At 75.0% G+C, this 16,206-nt stretch carries 15 protein-coding genes; 8 read left to right on the top strand and 7 right to left on the bottom strand.

Going from position 1 to position 16,206, the window contains the following annotated elements; genetic code table 11:
* The first annotated feature begins 44 nt into the window (after nucleotides 1–44).
* The 3 genes from IE287_RS18920 to IE287_RS18930 all read left to right on the top strand — a co-directional run bounded on the left by IE287_RS18920 (nucleotide 45) and on the right by IE287_RS18930 (nucleotide 2,750).
* Nucleotides 45–647: a DUF3043 domain-containing protein gene (locus IE287_RS18920; protein ID WP_189850255.1), complete on the top strand. Its 603-nt coding sequence runs from the start codon at nucleotides 45–47 to the stop codon at nucleotides 645–647.
* 65 nt (nucleotides 648–712) lie between these two features.
* Nucleotides 713–1,489, top strand: coding sequence for a class I SAM-dependent methyltransferase (locus IE287_RS18925; protein ID WP_189850370.1), 777 nt, complete (start codon nucleotides 713–715; stop codon nucleotides 1,487–1,489).
* A gap of 178 nt (nucleotides 1,490–1,667) precedes the next feature.
* Nucleotides 1,668–2,750, top strand: coding sequence for a S1C family serine protease (locus tag IE287_RS18930; RefSeq protein ID WP_189850256.1), 1,083 nt, complete (start codon nucleotides 1,668–1,670; stop codon nucleotides 2,748–2,750).
* Between the two features lie 42 nt (nucleotides 2,751–2,792).
* Here the strand turns inward: IE287_RS18930 and IE287_RS18935 are convergent, their stop codons facing one another.
* Entirely contained in the window at nucleotides 2,793–3,002 is a 210-nt protein-coding gene (locus IE287_RS18935) for a hypothetical protein (RefSeq protein WP_189850257.1), read from the bottom strand.
* Between the two features lie 91 nt (nucleotides 3,003–3,093).
* Here IE287_RS18935 and IE287_RS18940 point away from each other — a divergent pair, with 91 nt between their 5' ends.
* From IE287_RS18940 to IE287_RS18955, 4 genes are all read left to right on the top strand, one after another.
* Nucleotides 3,094–4,296 (top strand): bifunctional adenosylcobinamide kinase/adenosylcobinamide-phosphate guanylyltransferase, encoded by a 1,203-nt coding sequence (locus tag IE287_RS18940; protein ID WP_189850258.1) that lies wholly within the window; start codon nucleotides 3,094–3,096, stop codon nucleotides 4,294–4,296.
* Nucleotides 4,297–4,385: 89 nt separating this feature from the next.
* Nucleotides 4,386–5,465 (top strand): nicotinate-nucleotide--dimethylbenzimidazole phosphoribosyltransferase, encoded by a 1,080-nt coding sequence (gene cobT, locus IE287_RS18945; protein WP_189850371.1) that lies wholly within the window; start codon nucleotides 4,386–4,388, stop codon nucleotides 5,463–5,465.
* A 110-nt stretch (nucleotides 5,466–5,575) separates the two neighbouring features.
* On the top strand, nucleotides 5,576–7,336 hold the full coding sequence (locus tag IE287_RS18950; protein WP_189850259.1) for a phosphatidylglycerol lysyltransferase domain-containing protein: 1,761 nt from the start codon (nucleotides 5,576–5,578) through the stop codon (nucleotides 7,334–7,336).
* Nucleotides 7,333–8,046, top strand: a complete 714-nt coding sequence (locus IE287_RS18955) for a hypothetical protein (protein WP_189850260.1) — start codon at nucleotides 7,333–7,335, stop codon at nucleotides 8,044–8,046. Before IE287_RS18950 ends, IE287_RS18955 begins: the two co-directional genes overlap by 4 nt.
* Here the strand turns inward: IE287_RS18955 and IE287_RS18960 are convergent.
* Nucleotides 7,983–8,750: a hypothetical protein gene (locus IE287_RS18960; RefSeq protein WP_189850261.1), complete on the bottom strand. Its 768-nt coding sequence runs from the start codon at nucleotides 8,748–8,750 to the stop codon at nucleotides 7,983–7,985. The genes IE287_RS18955 and IE287_RS18960 overlap by 64 nt on opposite strands.
* A gap of 77 nt (nucleotides 8,751–8,827) precedes the next feature.
* Here IE287_RS18960 and IE287_RS18965 point away from each other — a divergent pair, with 77 nt between their 5' ends.
* Nucleotides 8,828–9,592, top strand: coding sequence for an adenosylcobinamide-GDP ribazoletransferase (locus IE287_RS18965; protein WP_189850262.1), 765 nt, complete (start codon nucleotides 8,828–8,830; stop codon nucleotides 9,590–9,592).
* Between the two features lie 9 nt (nucleotides 9,593–9,601).
* On the opposite strand, the gene IE287_RS18970 is transcribed toward IE287_RS18965, so the two are convergent.
* The 5 genes from IE287_RS18970 to IE287_RS18990 are packed head-to-tail and all read right to left on the bottom strand — an operon-like array spanning nucleotide 9,602 to nucleotide 16,096.
* A complete protein-coding gene (locus IE287_RS18970; protein WP_189850263.1) occupies nucleotides 9,602–10,393 on the bottom strand; it encodes an endo alpha-1,4 polygalactosaminidase in 792 nt (263 codons plus the stop codon).
* Nucleotides 10,390–11,010 carry a spherulation-specific family 4 protein gene (locus IE287_RS18975; protein WP_189850264.1) on the bottom strand — a complete coding sequence of 207 codons (621 nt, stop codon included), beginning with the start codon at nucleotides 11,008–11,010 and terminating at the stop codon, nucleotides 10,390–10,392. Before IE287_RS18975 ends, IE287_RS18970 begins: the two co-directional genes overlap by 4 nt.
* A gap of 12 nt (nucleotides 11,011–11,022) precedes the next feature.
* A complete protein-coding gene (locus IE287_RS18980) occupies nucleotides 11,023–12,438 on the bottom strand; it encodes a hypothetical protein (protein ID WP_189850265.1) in 1,416 nt (471 codons plus the stop codon).
* Nucleotides 12,435–13,973, bottom strand: coding sequence for a GT4 family glycosyltransferase PelF (gene pelF / locus IE287_RS18985; protein ID WP_189850266.1), 1,539 nt, complete (start codon nucleotides 13,971–13,973; stop codon nucleotides 12,435–12,437). Before pelF ends, IE287_RS18980 begins: the two co-directional genes overlap by 4 nt.
* 26 nt (nucleotides 13,974–13,999) lie before the next feature.
* On the bottom strand, nucleotides 14,000–16,096 hold the full coding sequence (locus IE287_RS18990; RefSeq protein ID WP_229883573.1) for a hypothetical protein: 2,097 nt from the start codon (nucleotides 16,094–16,096) through the stop codon (nucleotides 14,000–14,002).
* Nucleotides 16,097–16,206: the final 110 nt, after the last annotated feature.

A 16,206-nucleotide genomic window follows, 5' to 3' on the forward strand; every position in this document is an offset into this window, starting at 1 on the left:
CCGGACTGGGGTTCCATGCCCGCCACCCCGTACCCTTGGGTTTTGTGTTCCGTAGCCGTTCGAAGGATGAGAAGGCCCCCACCGAGAAGGTGACGGCGGACCTCTCCAAGCAGCCCCGCGACCCCGAGGCCCCCAAGGGCCGCCCGACCCCGAAGCGGAGTGAGGCCCAGACGCAGCGCCGTCGTGCGCAGTCCGTCCCGCTCGACCGCAAGGAGGCCGCCAAGCGCCAGCGTGAGGCGCGGCGAGCCGACCTGACCCGTCAGCGCGAAGCGCTGAACAGCGGTGACGAGCGTTATCTGCCGGCCCGTGACAAGGGCCCGGTCCGCCGTTTCGTCCGCGACTTCGTCGACTCGCGCTTCGCGATCGCCGAGTTCTTCCTGCCCATGGCCGTGGTCATCCTGGTGCTGTCGCTGTTCGGCAACGCCAACCGCGCGCTCCAGAACATCTCGCTGCTGCTCTGGCTCGGCGTGATCATTCTGATCATCATCGACTCCATCGGCATCTGGATCCGTCTGAAGAAGCAGCTCAACGAGCGCTTCCCGGACACGCCGAAGCGCGGCGCGATCGCCTACGGCCTGATGCGCACGCTCCAGATGCGCCGTCTGCGGCTGCCCAAGCCGCAGGTCAAGCGCGGAGAGCGGCCCTGAGCGCGGACGGCCCGGTCTCCGGCGGACACGCCTTCGGCGTGGACGCCACCGGGGTGGGCGGTCCCGTGCTGCCCGCCGTCGTCCACTGGCCCGCCGGTCACGGCGGGCTCCGGGACACCATCCGGCAGGAGATCGTCGCCCGCCAGGTCGACGAGCAGATAACCGGCCGCTACCCGGTGGGGCAGCGGCTGAGGATCCTCGACGCGGGCATGGGGGCCGGCACGCAGGCCCTGCGCCTGGCCCGCGCCGGGCACACCGTGACCGGCCTGGAGGCCGATCCCGAGCTGCTGAAGGCGGCCCGGGAGTCGCTGGCGACCGAACCGGCCGGGATCCGCGAGCGGGTCCGGCTGGTCGAGGGCGACGGACGCGAGACAGGCGTCCACTTCCTGCCGGGCAGCTTCGACGTGGTCCTGTGCCACGGCGTGCTCATGTACGCCGACGAGCCGGACGCGCTCCTCGCGGGCCTGGCCCGGATGCTGGCCCCCGGCGGCCTGCTCTCCCTGGTGGTACGGAACGCGGACGCCCTCGCCATGCGGCCGGGGCTCGCCGGGGACTGGGCGGGAGCGCTGGCGGGCTTCGACACGGACGTCTACCAGGACGACGACGGCGTGAAGGTGCGGGCCGACCGGCTGGACGCGCTGACGGCGACCCTCGCGGGCATCGCGGCCCCGCTGCACGCCTGGTACGGGGTGCGGGTCTTCACCGACGGCGTCCCCGCGGAGGCGGGGCTGCCGGCCGCCGAGCAGCTGGACCGGCTGCTGGCGGCGGAGGAGCGGGCCGGACGGACCGATCCGTACCGGCGGGTGGCGGCGCTGCTGCACCTGTGCGGGGTGCGGGGCTGAGGCCCTCCCCGACGACACCTCACGACACGGCCAGGGGGCCGGTGCGCCGGAACGGCGCGCCGGCCCCTTCGCGCACCGCCCTCTCGCCGCCCCTTCCCCTGCCCCGTCCGGCGCGGGGTACGCCTGATCGGCGGCCTCCGCCGGGACGGGGCACCGGGACGGAACGGATACTCCGGACATGGATGCCTCCCGCGCCCGCTCCCGTACCCGCCGACGCCTCGCCGTCCCCCTCGCCGCGGGGGTCTGCGCCGCCGCGCTGACCACCGGCTGCTCCGCGGACTCCGGCACGGCCGCCGCGCCCGAGCGGGCCACCACGCAGGCGGCGGCGCCGCTCGCCGCCAACGAGCTGGAGGAGGACTACCAGGCCGTGATCAAGGACGTCCTGCCGTCCGTGGTGCAGATCGACGCCTCGGAGAGCCTGGGCTCCGGGGTCGTCTACGACGGCCGGGGGCACATCGTCACCAACGCCCACGTGGTCGGCGACGAGACGGCCTTCCGGGTCACCGCCGCCACCGGCGGGCAGCCGGTGGCGGCCCGGCTGGTCGCCGCCTACCCGGAGCAGGACCTCGCGGTGATCCGGCTGGACTCGGTCCCCGACGGCCTGAAGCCGGCCCGCCTCGGCGACTCCTCGACGGTCGTGATGGGGCGGATCGTGCTGGCGATGGGATCCCCGCTGGGGCTGTCCGGCAGCGTCACCCAGGGCATCGTCTCGGCCACCGGCCGGACGGTCAGCGAGGGCCGGACCGGCGGCGGCACGGGCGCGACCATCGCCAACATGGTGCAGACCTCGGCGGCGATCAACCCCGGCAACAGCGGGGGCGCGCTGGTCGACCTGGACGGGCGGGTCATCGGCATCCCGACGCTGGCGGCCTCGGACCCGGAGACGGGCGGGGGCTCCGCCCCCGGCATCGGCTTCGCCATCCCCGCCTCGACGGTGAAGACGATCGCCGACCAGATCATCGAGGACGGCAAGGTCACCGACTCGGGCCGGGCCGCGCTCGACATCACCGGCCGCACGGTCCTGGACGACGCCTACGAGCCGGCCGGGGTGGCCGTGGTGGAGGCCGAGGCGGGCGGCGCCGCGGCGGACGCGGGGCTGCGGGCGGGCGACGTGATCACCCGGCTCGCCGACGACGACATCACGACGATCACCTCGCTCGCGGAGTCGCTGGCGGACCGGAAGCCCGGCGACGAGGTGCGCGTCACCTACGTGCGCGGCGACGACACCCGCACGGCGGACGTGACGCTCGGCGAGATGTGAACCGGGAGGGGGCGGGAGCCCTGGGGCCCCGCCCCCGTGCCGTCAGGCGCCTTCCGCGTCCAGCGGCATCGGACCGTAGATCTTCGTGGTGTCCTCGGAGAGGGTCACCTGGTCCGCACCGCCGGCGAGGAGGTCGCGCCAGTTCTCGCCGAGCCAGCTCTCGGCGTCGCCCTGGGTGCCGAACTCCTCCGGGGTCACCACCGGCACGACCTCCGTGCCGTCGGACTTCTCGAACCGCCACGTCCACGCCATGTCCGCCTCCTGGAGCTCACCGGATGATCGGTTTCCTGCCCGCAGAGTAGCCGGGCGAGCACCGCGCGCGGGGGCGCGGGAGGATCAGTGCGTGGAACTGACTCTGCTCGGCACCGGCTCCCCGCTCGGCCTGCCCCGCCCCGACTGCCCCTGCGCGGTGTGCGCGCGCTCCCGAGGGACCCGTGCGCGGGCCGCGACCGCGCTCCTCGTGGACGGGGCCCTCCTCCTCGACCTCACCCCGGGGGCGGCGCTCGCCGCGGCCCGCGCGGGCCGCTCCCTGGTGGGGGTGCGCCAGGTGCTCCTGACCGCTCCGCACGACGGTCCGCCGGTGGAGCTGCCGGCCGGGCTGCCGACCGCCGGGCGGGTGCCCGACGGTCGGGAGCTGACGCTGATCAGCGGCCACCGGGTGCGGGCGGTCCCGATGGACTCCCCCGGGACCGGGTACGAGGTGGTCTCCCCCGACGGCGAGCGGCTGCTGTACCTGCCGCGCGGCGGGGCGCCGGCCGGGCTCGCGGAGAACCACCAGGAGCCCTACGACCTGGTGGCGGCCGACGTGACGGGCCGGCCGGACGCGCTGGCGCGGCTGCGGGCGTCCGGCGCCGTGGGACCCGGCACGGAGGTGATCGCCGTCCACCTCGACCACGACGCGCCGGCCGGCGCCGAGCTGGACCGGCGGCTCGCGGCGGCCGGGGCGCGGGCGGTGCCGGACGGGACGGTGCTGTACCCGGGCGAGTACCACGAGCTGCCCGAGGTGCCGCGGCGGACGCTGGTGACCGGCGGCGCGCGGTCGGGGAAGTCGGTGGAGGCCGAGCGCCGCCTGGAGACCTTTCCCGAGGTGGTGTACGTGGCGACCGGCGGGACCCGCGAGGGCGACCCGGAGTGGGCGGAGCGGGTGGGGCTGCACCGGGAGCGGCGGCCGGGCTCGTGGCGCACCGCGGAGACCACCGACCTGGTCCCGCTGCTCGACGGGGAGGGTCCGGCGCTGCTGGTCGACTGCCTGTCGCTGTGGCTGACGGACGCGATGGACCGGGTGGGCGCGTGGGACGACGACACCTGGGCGGAGAGCGGGCGGGCGGCGCTGCGGGAGCGGACGGCGGAGCTGGTGGCGGCGGTGCGGGCGACGCGCCGGACGGTGGTGGCGGTGACGAACGAGGTCGGCTCGGGGGTGGTCCCGGCGACGGCCGCGGGACGGCGGTTCCGGGACGAACTGGGGCGGCTCAACGCGGCCTTCGCGGAGGAGTGCGAGCAGGTGGTGCTCGTGGTCGCTGGTCAGCCGCTGGTGCTGCGCGGGTAGGGTGCTGATCCCGATGGGCCTGTGTGCCGAACCTCGCTGATGTCACAAGGCGGAAACCCCCGATGGACCCTCTGCACCCCCTGCACCCCCTGAATCTCGACGACTTCTCCGACCTGATCGAGCGCCCCGACGGCGGGATCCGGCGCGACGCCGAGGAGCGCCGGGAGCGGCTCTCCGTCCGCCCGGGCGCCCTCGGGCGTCTCGACGAACTGGGCGAGTGGCTCTCCGCGGCCCAGTCGGCGGTGAGGGTGCGGGCGATCGAGCAGCCGAAGGTGGTCGTCTTCGCCGGCGACCACGGCATCGCCGCCCAGGACGTGTCGGGCCGGCCGGCCGGCACCGCCCACGCGCTGGTCCGGGAGCTCCTCGACGGGGCGAGCCCGCTCGCGGTGCTGGCCCGCTCGATGGAGGTGCCGGTCCGGGTGGTGGACGCGGGTCTGGACTGCGACCCGGAGCTGCTGCCGGAGTCGGTGACCCGGCACCGGGTGCGGCGCGGCAGCGGCCGGATCGACGTCGAGGACGCGCTGACGCCGGAGGAGACCGAGGCGGCGGTGCGGCTCGGGATGGCGATCGCCGACGAGGAGGCCGACGCGGGCACCGACCTGGTGGTGCTCGGCGACCTGAGCGTGGGCGGTACGACCCCGGCGTCGACGCTGGTCGCGGCGTTGTGCGGGACGGACGCCTCGGTGGTGACCGGGCGCGGCGGCGCGGGGATCGACGACCTGGCGTGGATGCGCAAGTGCGCGGCGATCCGGGACGCGCTGCGGCGGGCCCGGCCGGTCCTCGGCGACCAGCTGGCGCTGCTCGGAGCGGTCGGCGGGGCGGACCTGGCCGCGACGACCGGCTTCCTGCTCCAGGCGGCGGTGCGGCGGATGCCGGTGATCCTGGACGGCGTGGTGGGCGCGGCCTGTGCGCTGGTGGCGCAGCGGGCGGCCTTCCGGGCGCCGGACTGGTGGCTGGCGGGCCAGGTGTCCGGGGAGCCGGCGCAGACGAAGGCACTGGACCGGATGGCGCTCAACCCCCTGCTCGACCAGGGCGTCCTGGTGGGTGAGGGAACCGGGGCACTGCTCGCGCTTCCCCTCGTCCGGGCCGCGGCGGCCCTCGCCGCCGAACTGCCCGAGCGTCCGGAGCCGACCACTGCGGACGGGGCCGGCCCGGTCGGGGCGGTCTGACGGGGAGGCGCACTCGGATCGGTGGGGCCCGGAGGCGGCCGCCCGCGACGCGCGGGCGGCCGCCTCCGGCGTCGCCGCACGGGAAGCGATGCCCCATATGATCGCTTTTCATGGGAGAGGTCCTTTTGTCCGCCGAAGCAACGCCCCGGGGCACCGACCGCTCGCGGCGGAGTGCCGCGTTCGCCGTCTGGTACCTCCGCGTCGTCACGTTCATCAACCTCCTGAGCGCCGTCTGGGTCTCCTTCGGACAGGACCTGCGGCGGCACAACGAGGACGACTACTTCACGCCGTACATGCTCACGGCGGGCTTCGCCTCCGGGGTCTTCACGCTCTTCCTGGCGGTCACCATGCGCCGCCGCAAGCGGGCCGCCTGGATCCTCAACACCGTGCTGAGCGGGCTCTTCCTGCTGCTCTTCGCGCTGGTGATGGCCTTCCCCGAGATCCGGCAGCACGCCCAGAACTGGATCTCGCTGGCCCTGACCGCGCTCTTCTTCACCGCACTGCTGCTGGGGCGCAAGGAGTTCTACGCGAAGGGCGACCGCTCCAACCCGCTGCTCGCCGCGGTCGTCGCGGTCGGCGGCCTGCTCGTCACCTCGCTGCTCGCCGCCCTCCTGGTCACCGCCACCAACACCGCCTCCGGGCACGCCACCTTCCTGGAGCGCTGGCGGTACGGCGTGATGCGGCTGATCACGCTGGCCACCGACGACTCCCGCTTCCCCACCATCACCACCCCGGGCTGGGTCGACGTGGTCATCAACGTGATGTCCACGCTGCTGCTCTTCGCGGTCCTCTTCGCCGCCTTCCGCTCCCGCCGGGCGGTCGACCCGCTGACCGAGGAGGACGAGGAGCGGCTGCGGGCGCTGCTCGACAAGCACGGGGACCGGGACTCGCTCGGCTACTTCGCGCTGCGCCGCGAGAAGAGCGTGATCTGGTCGCCGAGCGAGAAGGCCGCCGTCGCCTACCGGGTGGTGGGCGGGGTCTCGCTCGCCTCCGGCGATCCGATCGGCGACCCCGAGGCCTGGCCGGGCGCGATCGAGCCGTGGCTGGCCGAGGCGCGCGAGCACGGCTGGATCCCGGCGGTGATGGGCGCGAGCGAGGAGGCCGGCGTGATCTACGCCCGGCACGGACTGGACGCCCTGGAGCTGGGCGACGAGGCGATCGTGGAGACCGACGAGTTCACCCTGGACGGGCGGGCGATGCGGACGGTCCGGCAGGCGTTCAACCGGGTCAAGCGGGCCGGGTACGAGGTGCGGATCCGGCGCCACGACGCCATTCCGGACGAGGAGATGGCCGCGCTGCTGCGGAAGGCCGACGACTGGCGGGACGGGGCGACCGAGCGCGGCTTCTCGATGGCGCTCGGGCGGCTCGGGGACCCGCGCGACGGGCGCTGCGTGATGCTGGAGTGCACGGACGGGACCGGTGAGCTGCGGGCGCTGCTCTCCTTCGTGCCGTGGGGTCCGAAGGGGCTCTCGCTGGACCTGATGCGACGGGACCGCGACTCCGAGAACGGGCTGATGGAGTTCATGGTGATCGAACTCCTCCAGCGGGCGAAGGAGATCGGGATCACGCAGGTCTCGCTGAACTTCGCGATGTTCCGCTCCGTCTTCGAACGCGGCTCGAAGCTCGGCGCGGGGCCGGTGCTGAGGCTGTGGCGCTCGCTGCTCAGCTTCTTCTCCCGCTGGTGGCAGATCGAGTCGCTGTACCGCGCCAACGCCAAGTACCGACCGATCTGGGAGCCCCGCTTCATGCTCTTCGAGAAGAGCGCCGACCTGCCGCGCATCGGCCTCGCCGCCGGACGGGCGGAGGGGTTCCTGGAGGCTCCCGGCCTGCCGGGGTGGATGCGCCGCGAGCACCTGGCGGGCGGGCGTTGAGCGGCGCGGTCCGCGGTTTCGCCCGCCGCGAGTGGGGGCCGCTGTGCGGCACGCTGCGGCGGGAGGCGGCCGGGCGCGGGTGGCGGGCCGTCCCCCTGACCCTGGCGGCGGTCTGCCTCACCGCCCTCTTCCACTTCGCCCAGAACCAGGACTGGGGGTACGGGCCGGTGCAGGCGGTCGGCGCGGTGCGGGCCGAGGACCCGCTCTGGCTCGCCCTGCTCCGCACCCCGCTCTCGCTCTTCGTCCCCGCCCTCGACCTGCCCGTCTGGGGCGCGCTCGCCCAGGTCCTGCTGGTCTTCGGCATCGCCGAGCTGTGCCTGGGCCGGCGGCGGACGCTCGGGATCGCCTACCTGGCGACCCTGTGCGGCACGCTGTACGCGCGCGTGGGCATCGCCCTGGGCCCCGGCACCCCCTTCGGGCTGCCGGCCTCCGACGCGCAGGTGGTGGACACCGGCCCGTCGGCGGCGGTGGTGGGCCTCGCCGTCTACGTCTGCTGGCGCCTGCGGGCGTACTGGACGGGCGCGGCCGTGGTGGTGGCGATGGTGGTCGAGGTGATCGTGAAGCCGAACCTCGCGGGCAAGGAGCACCTGGCGGCCATCGCGGGCGTCCTGGCGCTGATGGGGTGGCAGGCGCTGCGCGGGCGCCGTCAGGACGGCGGGGTGGGGCCCCGGCCGGGCACGCGCTCCTGGAAGCCGCCGATCAGGTCCTGAACCCTCCGCCGCAGCCGGGTCCAGCGCTTGTCGTGCCGGTAGGCGCGGACCGTGCCGCGCGCGCGGGCCCGATGGCGGCGCCGGTAGAGGTGCCGCCACCACCACGAGCCGGGGCGGGCGAGGCGGACCGCGCCGACGATCGCCAGGAAGGGCACGAAGACGCCGAGCAGCCCCATCCGCAGCTTGCCCTTGGCCAGGGTGACCAGGATGAAGAGGAAGTTGAGCGCCAGGGTGAGGACGAAGCTCACCCGGTCCTGGCGTTCCTCCGCGGTGACGTCGTCGACGCCGAGCGGGGAGAAGCCGCTGAGGGGCAGCAGCATGAGGGCGGCGGTGAGCACGACGACCTCGACGCTCTGCCGTCCCTCCTCCGACCAGTACACGTCGTCCAGGTGGAGGATGAGCGCGAACTCGTCCAGGACGAGGCCGGCGCCGATCCCGAAGACCACGGCGAAGGCGCACGCGCCGAAGCCGTGTCGGCCGCTGGCGACCGCGCCGAAACCGCCGAGCACGGTGAGCACCACGCCGGGCACGACGTGATGGATGTGCAGCCCTCCGGAGGAGACGTTCCGGAAAGGGCCCCGGCCGGCCCGGATGAGCCGGGTGACGGTGCGGGTGACCAGGAAAGTGACGACGAAGGAGGTCAGCGCGAGGAGCATCGGGAGTTTGCCCGGCTCCAGGATGTTGCGGGAGAACCAGTGACCCATGCCACCCCGTTCCGATATGCCCGATATGTACCCGAGTGTGCAATCTACCGCCCCGGCCCGGCGATTACCCTGCCCGGATGGACGGCCTGCGTTTCGCCTTCGGGACCCTCACCGTGTTCCCCGCCCGCATCACCCGCTGGGACCGGGACGCGGCGCGCGCCGGCATGCTCTGCGCCCCCGCCGCCGGACTCGCCGTCGGTCTCGTCGCCGCCGCGGTCGGCGGCGTGCTCCTCCCCCTCGGTTCCGGCCCGCTGGTCGCCGCCGTGGTCACCGTCGCCGTCCCCGCCGTCCTCACCCGGGGCCTCCACCTGGACGGCCTGGCCGACACCGCCGACGGACTCGGCAGCGCCAAGCCCGCCGAGGACGCGCTGCGCATCATGAAGCAGTCCGACATCGGCCCGTTCGGCGTCATCGCCCTGGTCCTCGCCCTGCTCGCGCAGGTCGCGGCCGTCCACGAGCTGTACGGGGAGGGGTGGGCGCACGGCGCGGTCGCCGTCGTCCTGGCGGCCACGGTCGCCCGGCTGGCCCTCACCCACGCCTCCCGGCAGGGCGTCCCGGCGGCCCGGCCGGAGGGCCTCGGCGCGATCGTCGCCGCCACGGTGCCGGTCCGCTCGGCCACCCTCGTCACCGCCGCCGTCCTCCTCCTCGCCGCCGGCACCGGCCTCCTCCTCTCCCCGTACGACGCCGTCCACGCCGTCCTCGCCGCGGGCGCCGGCCTCGCCGCCGCCGCCCTCCTGCTCCGCCGCTGCGTCCGCCGCTTCGGCGGCGTGACCGGCGACGTCTTCGGCGCGGTGGAGGAGACGGCGGCGACGGCGACCCTGGTGGCGCTCACCCTCGGCTGAGCCGGCGGTCTAGCAGGTGCGGCGCCAGGCGCCGAGCGCGTACTTCTTCTGGAGCGAGCTGAGGCCCAGTTCGCGCGACCCGGGACAGAACTGACGAGGCGTCAGTTCGTACTCGGCGTGGAAGACGGGCTTGTCCGCGGCGATGAAGGGGGCGAGGCGGTGGCACTCGTCGTACTCGGCGCACTGCTCGTTGACCGCGAAGTCGAAGTCGGCGAGGAGCTGGGGGATCTGGTCGAGGTCGTTCTTGAGGCCGACGGCCAGGCCCCGGTCGTGGGCGAGGCGGGCGATCAGCCGGTTGTAGCGGAGCTGGTCGGCGGCGGTGAGGGGGAAGCCGGTGCGGTTGCGGTAGCCGTCCATGTTGTCCGGCTCCACCGCGTCGAAGCCCTTGTCCCGGCACATGTCGATCCGCTCCGCCATGAGGGGTTCGAGGATCTCGGTGCGCCGGATGTCGAGCCAGCGCTCGCCGTCCCAGCCGTTGCCCCGGCCGAGGACCGACTTCGGGAAGCGGCCGGCGTCGGGGCGGAAGTCCTCCCAGGCGCCGGTGGAGAGGTAGCAGATCACCTTCCGGCCCCGGCGGTGCAGATCGGCGACGGTCGCGGCGGAGTGGTCGAAGCCGTCGATGTCGTACACGGGCACGTCGACGGTCGGGTCCAGCTTCCCGCTCAGCTGCCACTGCCACGCCAGGCCCGCCTTCGGGCGCCAGCGGCCCTCGTCCGGCTTCGGGTCGGGGGCGGGGGCCGCGGTGCAGGCGGTGACGAGGAGCAGGAGCGCCCCCGCGAGGAGGAGCGGCAGGCGTCTCATCGGGCGGTCTCCGGGAGGCCGTGCGGCAGGGTGCCCCAGGGATGGGCGCCCGCGCCGGGGACCGCGCAGTGCACCTCGGTGGCGGGGCGGAAGCCGGGCGGGGCCGCGTAGACGAGGTGGCAGTGGTGCGGGGCGGCCTCCGGGCCGAGGGTGCGGTAGGTGTCCCAGGGGCCCTCGAAGGTGACCAGCAGCTCGGCCAGTTCGGCGTACCGCTCGTCGGGGCGGGCGCCGTGGTTGAGGACCAGGGTCGCGGCCCCGGCGGCGCGGGCGGCGACGGCGAGCCGCCGGTAGTGCGGCAGGGCGTCGGGGGCGGTCGCGACCTGGTCGAGGAAGGCCCCGTCGGCGCCGTACCAGTCCCGGTGGCGGAGCAGGTCGGCCACGACGTCGGCGTGCGGGCGGCGGCCGTAGTCGGTGTCCGCGTAGCCGAGGATCCGCACGCCCGCGGCGCGCAGCCGGTCCGCGACCTCGGCGAAGGCCGGGTCGGCGGCCTCGCCGGCGCCGTTCGCCGGGTTGAGGACGACCCCGTGGAGGGCGGGCGCGGCCGCGACCAGGGCGGCCCAGCCCTCCGGGCGGTCGGCCGGGTGCTCGTAGTAGGGCACCAGGAGGGAACGTTTCACGGGGAGTGCCTCCTAGACGCGGTGGGTGGTCGGTCGTACCAGCAGAACACGGCTGAGGACGGCCAGCACGGCCGCCGCTCCCCCGGCGGCGAGCGGGCCCGCCGCGGGTTCGAGGGTCTGCGCGGCGGCGGCGAGGAGGCAGACGGCCGCCGCGCCGAGGACGGCGCCGAAGGCCTGGAGCAGCAGGCCCAGCCAGAGCACCGTGCCCACGAGGAGGAGGACCAGGAGCCGGTCCGGGGCCGGCCAGAGGCTCCCCGGCCAGAGCAGCGTCGCGGCGAGGGTGAGGCCGAGCAGCGCCGCCAGGTAGCCGCCGAGGCACAGGACCAGGGTGCCGGTGACCGCGCGGCGGAAGGCGCGGGCGGTGGTGAGGGTCCGCAGCCGGGCGAGGCTGCCGCCGCGGAAGCGGTGCAGCAGCCATTCGGCGGGCCCCATGGAGAGGGTGAGCGCGACGACCGCGCCGGTGCCGGCGGCGAGGGACTCGCCGAGCCCGGCGTGCAGCACCAGCACGCCGCTGCCGAGCCCGAAGAGGCCGTACGGGAGGGAGGCGGCGAGCGGCGGTCCGCCCCGCCCGGCGGCGCCGCGCGCGGTCCCGGGGCGCAGCGTCCGGGCGGCGACCAGGCAGGCGGCGGCGAGCGAGAGGAGCGGCAGGCCCGCGCGCAGCGGGTCGGGGAGGTCCCAGCGGAGGGCCGGGAGGGCGCCGAGGAGCGGCAACAGGGAGGCTAGGAGGGCCCGTTCGCGTCCGAGGACGAGGAGGACGGTCGCGGCGGCGAGGTAGAGGGACTGCCCGGCGGCGAAGACGGCGGCGGGCAGTTCGCCGCCGCGGGCGACCGCGAGGGCGACGGCGGTGCCGGCGAGCGCGCCGGCCGGGGCGCCGGTGAGCAGGGCGCGGGCGGCGGCGGCCCGGTCGCCGAGGCCGAGCCAGGTGTGGGCGCGGTGGGAGAGGGCCTGGTTCCACACCCAGCCGGTGACCGCGCCGGCGAGCAGCGGGACGGTGCCGGCGGGGAGCCCGTGCCGGCCCGGGGCGCCGGCGAGCAGCGGTCCGGCGAGGACGTAGGCGAGTCCGGGGAGCGCGAAGACGAGGCCGCGCAGCAGGCAGCCGCCGAGCCCCTCGGAGCCCGCCCGGCCGCCCCGGCTCCTGCGGGGCGGCTCGGGGTGGCGCCGCTCCACCCGCGCGTACAGGTCCTCGGCGAGCGTGAAGGAATCGTTCCGCCCGTAGGCGAGCCGGATGTGGTCGTCGGTCATGCCGTCCGACTCCAGGAGCGCGGCGATCTCGTCCGGATGGACCGCCTCGGCGACGAACGCGTCGAGGCGGAGGGCGAGTTCGTCGATCGGGTCGGCGGCGGTTCCCGTCGGGCGGGGCGCGGGGCGGGGCGGCTCCGGCAGGGTCGGGGTGGCGCTCGGGGGTTTCAGCCACAGGGAGCCGCTCATGCCGGGGTGCCTTCCGGGACTCGGGACGCGCCGCGGCGCGGGGACGGGATGCTGACGCGCAGCGGCGGGACGGTGACGGCGGGCCCGGCGGTGCGGGGGGCGGCGAGTTCGCGGTAGATGCGGCGGAAGCCGTCGACCGAGCGGTGCAGGGTGAACTCGTCGATGACCCGCTGCCGGGCCTGCCGGCCGAGCGCGGCGCGGCGGGCGTCGTCCCGCAGCAGGGCGGAGACGGCGGCGGCCATGACGGCCGGTTCGCGGGGCGGGACGACGACGCCGGCGTCGCCGACCGCCTCCCGCACGCCGCCGACGTCGGTGGAGACGGTGGCCCGGCCGCAGGACATGGCCTCGATGAGGGAGAAGGGGAAGCCCTCGCTGATGGAGGAGAGCATCACCACGCTCCCGGCGGCGTAGGCGGAGGGCACGTCGGAGACGCGGCCCTCGAAGGAGACGCCGTCGGCGACGCCGAGTTCGGCGGCGAGCTTCTCCAGGCGGGTGCGGTAGTCCTCGTTCCCGGCGGGGACCGGGCCGAAGAGGCGGAGCCTCAGCTCGGGGAGCTCGGCGCGGCAGATCGCGTACGCCCGGATCAGGGTCTCCAGGTCCTTGATGGGGTCGACCCGGCCGCACCAGCTGAGCGTGGGGGTCTCCGGTTCGGGTCCCGCCTCGGGGAAGAGGGCGGGGTCGACGCCGTTGTAGACGGTGCGGATGCGGTCGGCGGGGGCTCCGCCGCGCTCCTCCCAGCGCCGGTTGTACTGGTTGCAGGGGGTGATGAGGTCGGCCTGGCGGTAGCCGAGGGAGTTGAGCTCGCGGTAGAAGCCGAGCATGAGGGCCTTCACCGGCCAGCGCTGGGCCTCGGTGCGGTAGCCGAGGTAGCGCTCGCGGAGGTAGATGCCGTGTTCGGTGAGGAGGAAGGGCACCCCCTCGAAGTGCTGCGCGGCGAGCGCGGGCAGGGTGGCGAGGCCGCTGGAGACGGCGTGCGCCACGCTGCCGGGGGCTATCCGGGCGCCCAGCGGCCGCAGGGCGTGTTCGAGCAGGTCGGTGGCGGTGAGGGCGTCGTGGACGGTGGGCCCGGCCGCACGCGTCGGCAGGTGCGGCATGGTCCAGATCCACATGAGGGAGCGGAGGGCCTCCTCCGAGCGCAGGACCGGGGTGAGCCGGCCCTCGCGGGCGAGGGCGGCCAGCTCGTAGAGGCTTCCGCCGAGGTCGTGGCCGGCCTCCGGGTCGAGGAGGGCGAGCAGGAAGTGCTCGTAGGAGGCGAGGAAGCGGCGGCGTTCCCGCCCCCGCGGGGGCCGGCTCGCGCGCCGGGGCGCGGCCGGTCCCCGCGGGTGGCCCCAGAGGGGGAACGCGGTGTGCCGGGTGATGTTGGGCGGCAGCTCCCAGGTGACGGGTTCGCGGCCGCTGCCGGTGAGGGCGAGGATCTCGAAGGTGACCTCGGGCATGCCCCGGACGAGCTGGTCGCACCAGGTGCTGACGCCGCCGTGGACGTGCGGATAGGTCCCCTCGGTGAGCATGGTGACGTGACGGCCACTGCTCGGCATGTGCGTGTCCCCCCAGAACGTGCTGGTCAGGCGGTCGGGAGCTGGAGCGTGACGGCGGTCTGGAGCAGTTCCGGCGCGGTCCAGGCGGAGCGGCTCCCGGCGTAGGCGGCACCGAAGGCGGTGGTGCCGAGGAGGAGCTGCTTGCGGGTGCCCTCGGGGGCGGTGACGGGGACCTGGACGCCGGAGGGCGCCTTGACGGTGACGGTGGAGCCGATGCGGTAGGCGGTGACCTTGCCCGCGGCGAGGGCGGCGTCCCAGGCGTCGCGGCGGGTCAGCTCGGTGCCGGCGTCCTTCTGGCTGGGGTTCACCAGCGGGGTGTTCCCGGCGAAGAGCCCCTTGTAGTCGGCGAGGATCCGGTCGAGGACCGGGTAGAGGAGGCGCTCCTCGGCCAGGTTGGACTGGTGGACGTAGTGCGGGCGGGGGTCGTTGGCGACGACGTGGCCGAGGGCGATGCGGGCCTCCTGCGGGACGATGTACGCCGCGTAGCCGGTGGCCGGGTCGAGCGGGGCGGGCAGGCAGGTGGAGGCCGGGTTGTCCTCGCAGGCGCCGCTGCCGCCGTCGGCGCGGGAGGTGTAGATCCAGTTGTACTCGTCGGCCATCTCGGCGGCGGTGCCGACGTTGTAGTAGACGTTCATCGGGTGCCGGGGGACGGTCTTCGCGGCGCCGACCGCCCGCTGGCGGGGCTCGCGGGAGTTGTCGCTCGCCGTCCACTTCACCCCGTTGTCGGCGAGGGCGCCGGCGAGATGGGGGTTGTCGACGGGCTGCTGGGGCAGGGTCTTCAGGCCGGAGTGCTCGCCGGTGACGAGTTCGGAGCGGTCGACGGAGATGCCCTTGCCGGACGCCCAGTTCAGGTTGTCGCGGATCTGGGCGGAGAGCTCGGCGCGGCCGACCCAGAGGGTGGATCCTGAGGCGTCGGTGGCGCACCGCCAGGGGACGGTGGTGTTGTCCTGGACGCAGCCGAGGAAGGGGTGGGTGTAGGTGTGGTTGATCCAGCGGTACTGGGCGCGGTCGGCGATCAGCCGGGCGGCGAGCGGGTCGCTGCCGCCGTGCTCGGTCTTCCACTGCTCGCCCTGGCCGCCGTTGTAGACCATGTCGAGCGTGAAGCCGGAGGCCTTCTGCCAGGCGGCGGCGTAGGAGGCGTCGGCGGCCGTCATCCGGATGGGGTTCTCGGCCTCGCCGTCGCCGCCGACGCAGTCGAGGTCGCCGGGGGTGCAGTTGCGGGCGGTGTCCCAGCGGGCGTCGGGGGCGAAGACGTCGTCGACGTGGACGGAGAGGTAGTTGCGGGACCGGCCGAGGTGGACGCCCTGGGTGAGCCACTCGACGATGCCGCGGGCGAGGGCCCGGAACTGCCGCTGGTGCTGGTTGTAGGCGAAGGTGACGACGAGCTCGCGGCGCCCGTCGGCGGCGTACTCGCCGACCAGGCTGGCCCGGGAGCCGTCCCCGGCGCCCGCGACGGGGACGTCGACGTAGCTGGTGAAGCCGGCCCGGGGGCGGCCCGCGTAGCCGTAGCTCTCGGAGATCGCCGGGTCGTTGTCCTCGAAGGTCAGGCTGCCGGCGAGGTAGCCGAAGGGGCCGGACCTCCCGGCCGGGGTGACGCCGGCGGTGACGCCGTCGAGAACGCCGGACCAGCCGCCGTCGGTGGTGTAGTCGAGGCCGACGCCGGGGTGGGACCAGGTGTACGCGTCGACCTGCGGGATGCCGAAGGTCCGCTCGTACGCCTGGAGGGCGGTGTGCTCGGCGGAGTCGGGGCCGAAGGCGGTCTCGTGGGGCAGGACGACGCCCTGGTACCTGGCGCGGGGCCGGCCGTCGACCGTGTCGCTGAGGAAGGCCGGGGTGAGGACGGGCCGGTTCGGGTCGTTCAGGTCGAGGGTGCGGTACGGGACGCCGGAGCCCTTCAGCTCGGCGGTGATGGCCTCGACCGCGCTGCCGCCGTCGTCGACGACCAGGACGGTGAGGTCGATCCGGGGCGCGGGGGCGGCCGCGGCCTGCGCGGACGGCACCACGGTGGCGAGGAGCGCGGCGGCGGCGAGCGCCCCCGCGGTGCGGCCGGCGCGGCGGGTCACCCCCTGGTTTCCGGACTTCCTCGGCGCGGTCGCGGGCGTGCGGGATCTGTTGCCGTGCATGGTGTGGTGTCCCCCCTCGGCAGGCCTCCGGACGTGGGGGAGACCTGTGGAGATGAAGCGAAGGCGCGAGTGCCGCCCTTGCGTGAATGAGGCGAGTGTGGCGCCGGTGG

This window comes from Streptomyces omiyaensis, from assembly GCF_014650895.1.
GTDB lineage: Bacteria > Actinomycetota > Actinomycetes > Streptomycetales > Streptomycetaceae > Streptomyces > Streptomyces omiyaensis.

Coding starts and splice junctions, on each gene's coding strand:
- IE287_RS18965 (WP_189850262.1), top strand. CDS start 8,828: ATGGACGGCCTGCGTTTCGCCTTCGGGACCCTCACCGTGTTCCCCGCC.
- IE287_RS18970 (WP_189850263.1), bottom strand. CDS start 10,393: ATGAGACGCCTGCCGCTCCTCCTCGCGGGGGCGCTCCTGCTCCTCGTC.
- IE287_RS18980 (WP_189850265.1), bottom strand. CDS start 12,438: ATGAGCGGCTCCCTGTGGCTGAAACCCCCGAGCGCCACCCCGACCCTG.
- IE287_RS18990 (WP_229883573.1), bottom strand. CDS start 16,096: ATGCACGGCAACAGATCCCGCACGCCCGCGACCGCGCCGAGGAAGTCC.
- pelF (WP_189850266.1), bottom strand. CDS start 13,973: ATGCCGAGCAGTGGCCGTCACGTCACCATGCTCACCGAGGGGACCTAT.
- IE287_RS18935 (WP_189850257.1), bottom strand. CDS start 3,002: ATGGCGTGGACGTGGCGGTTCGAGAAGTCCGACGGCACGGAGGTCGTG.
- IE287_RS18930 (WP_189850256.1), top strand. CDS start 1,668: ATGGATGCCTCCCGCGCCCGCTCCCGTACCCGCCGACGCCTCGCCGTC.
- IE287_RS18960 (WP_189850261.1), bottom strand. CDS start 8,750: ATGGGTCACTGGTTCTCCCGCAACATCCTGGAGCCGGGCAAACTCCCG.
- IE287_RS18950 (WP_189850259.1), top strand. CDS start 5,576: ATGGGAGAGGTCCTTTTGTCCGCCGAAGCAACGCCCCGGGGCACCGAC.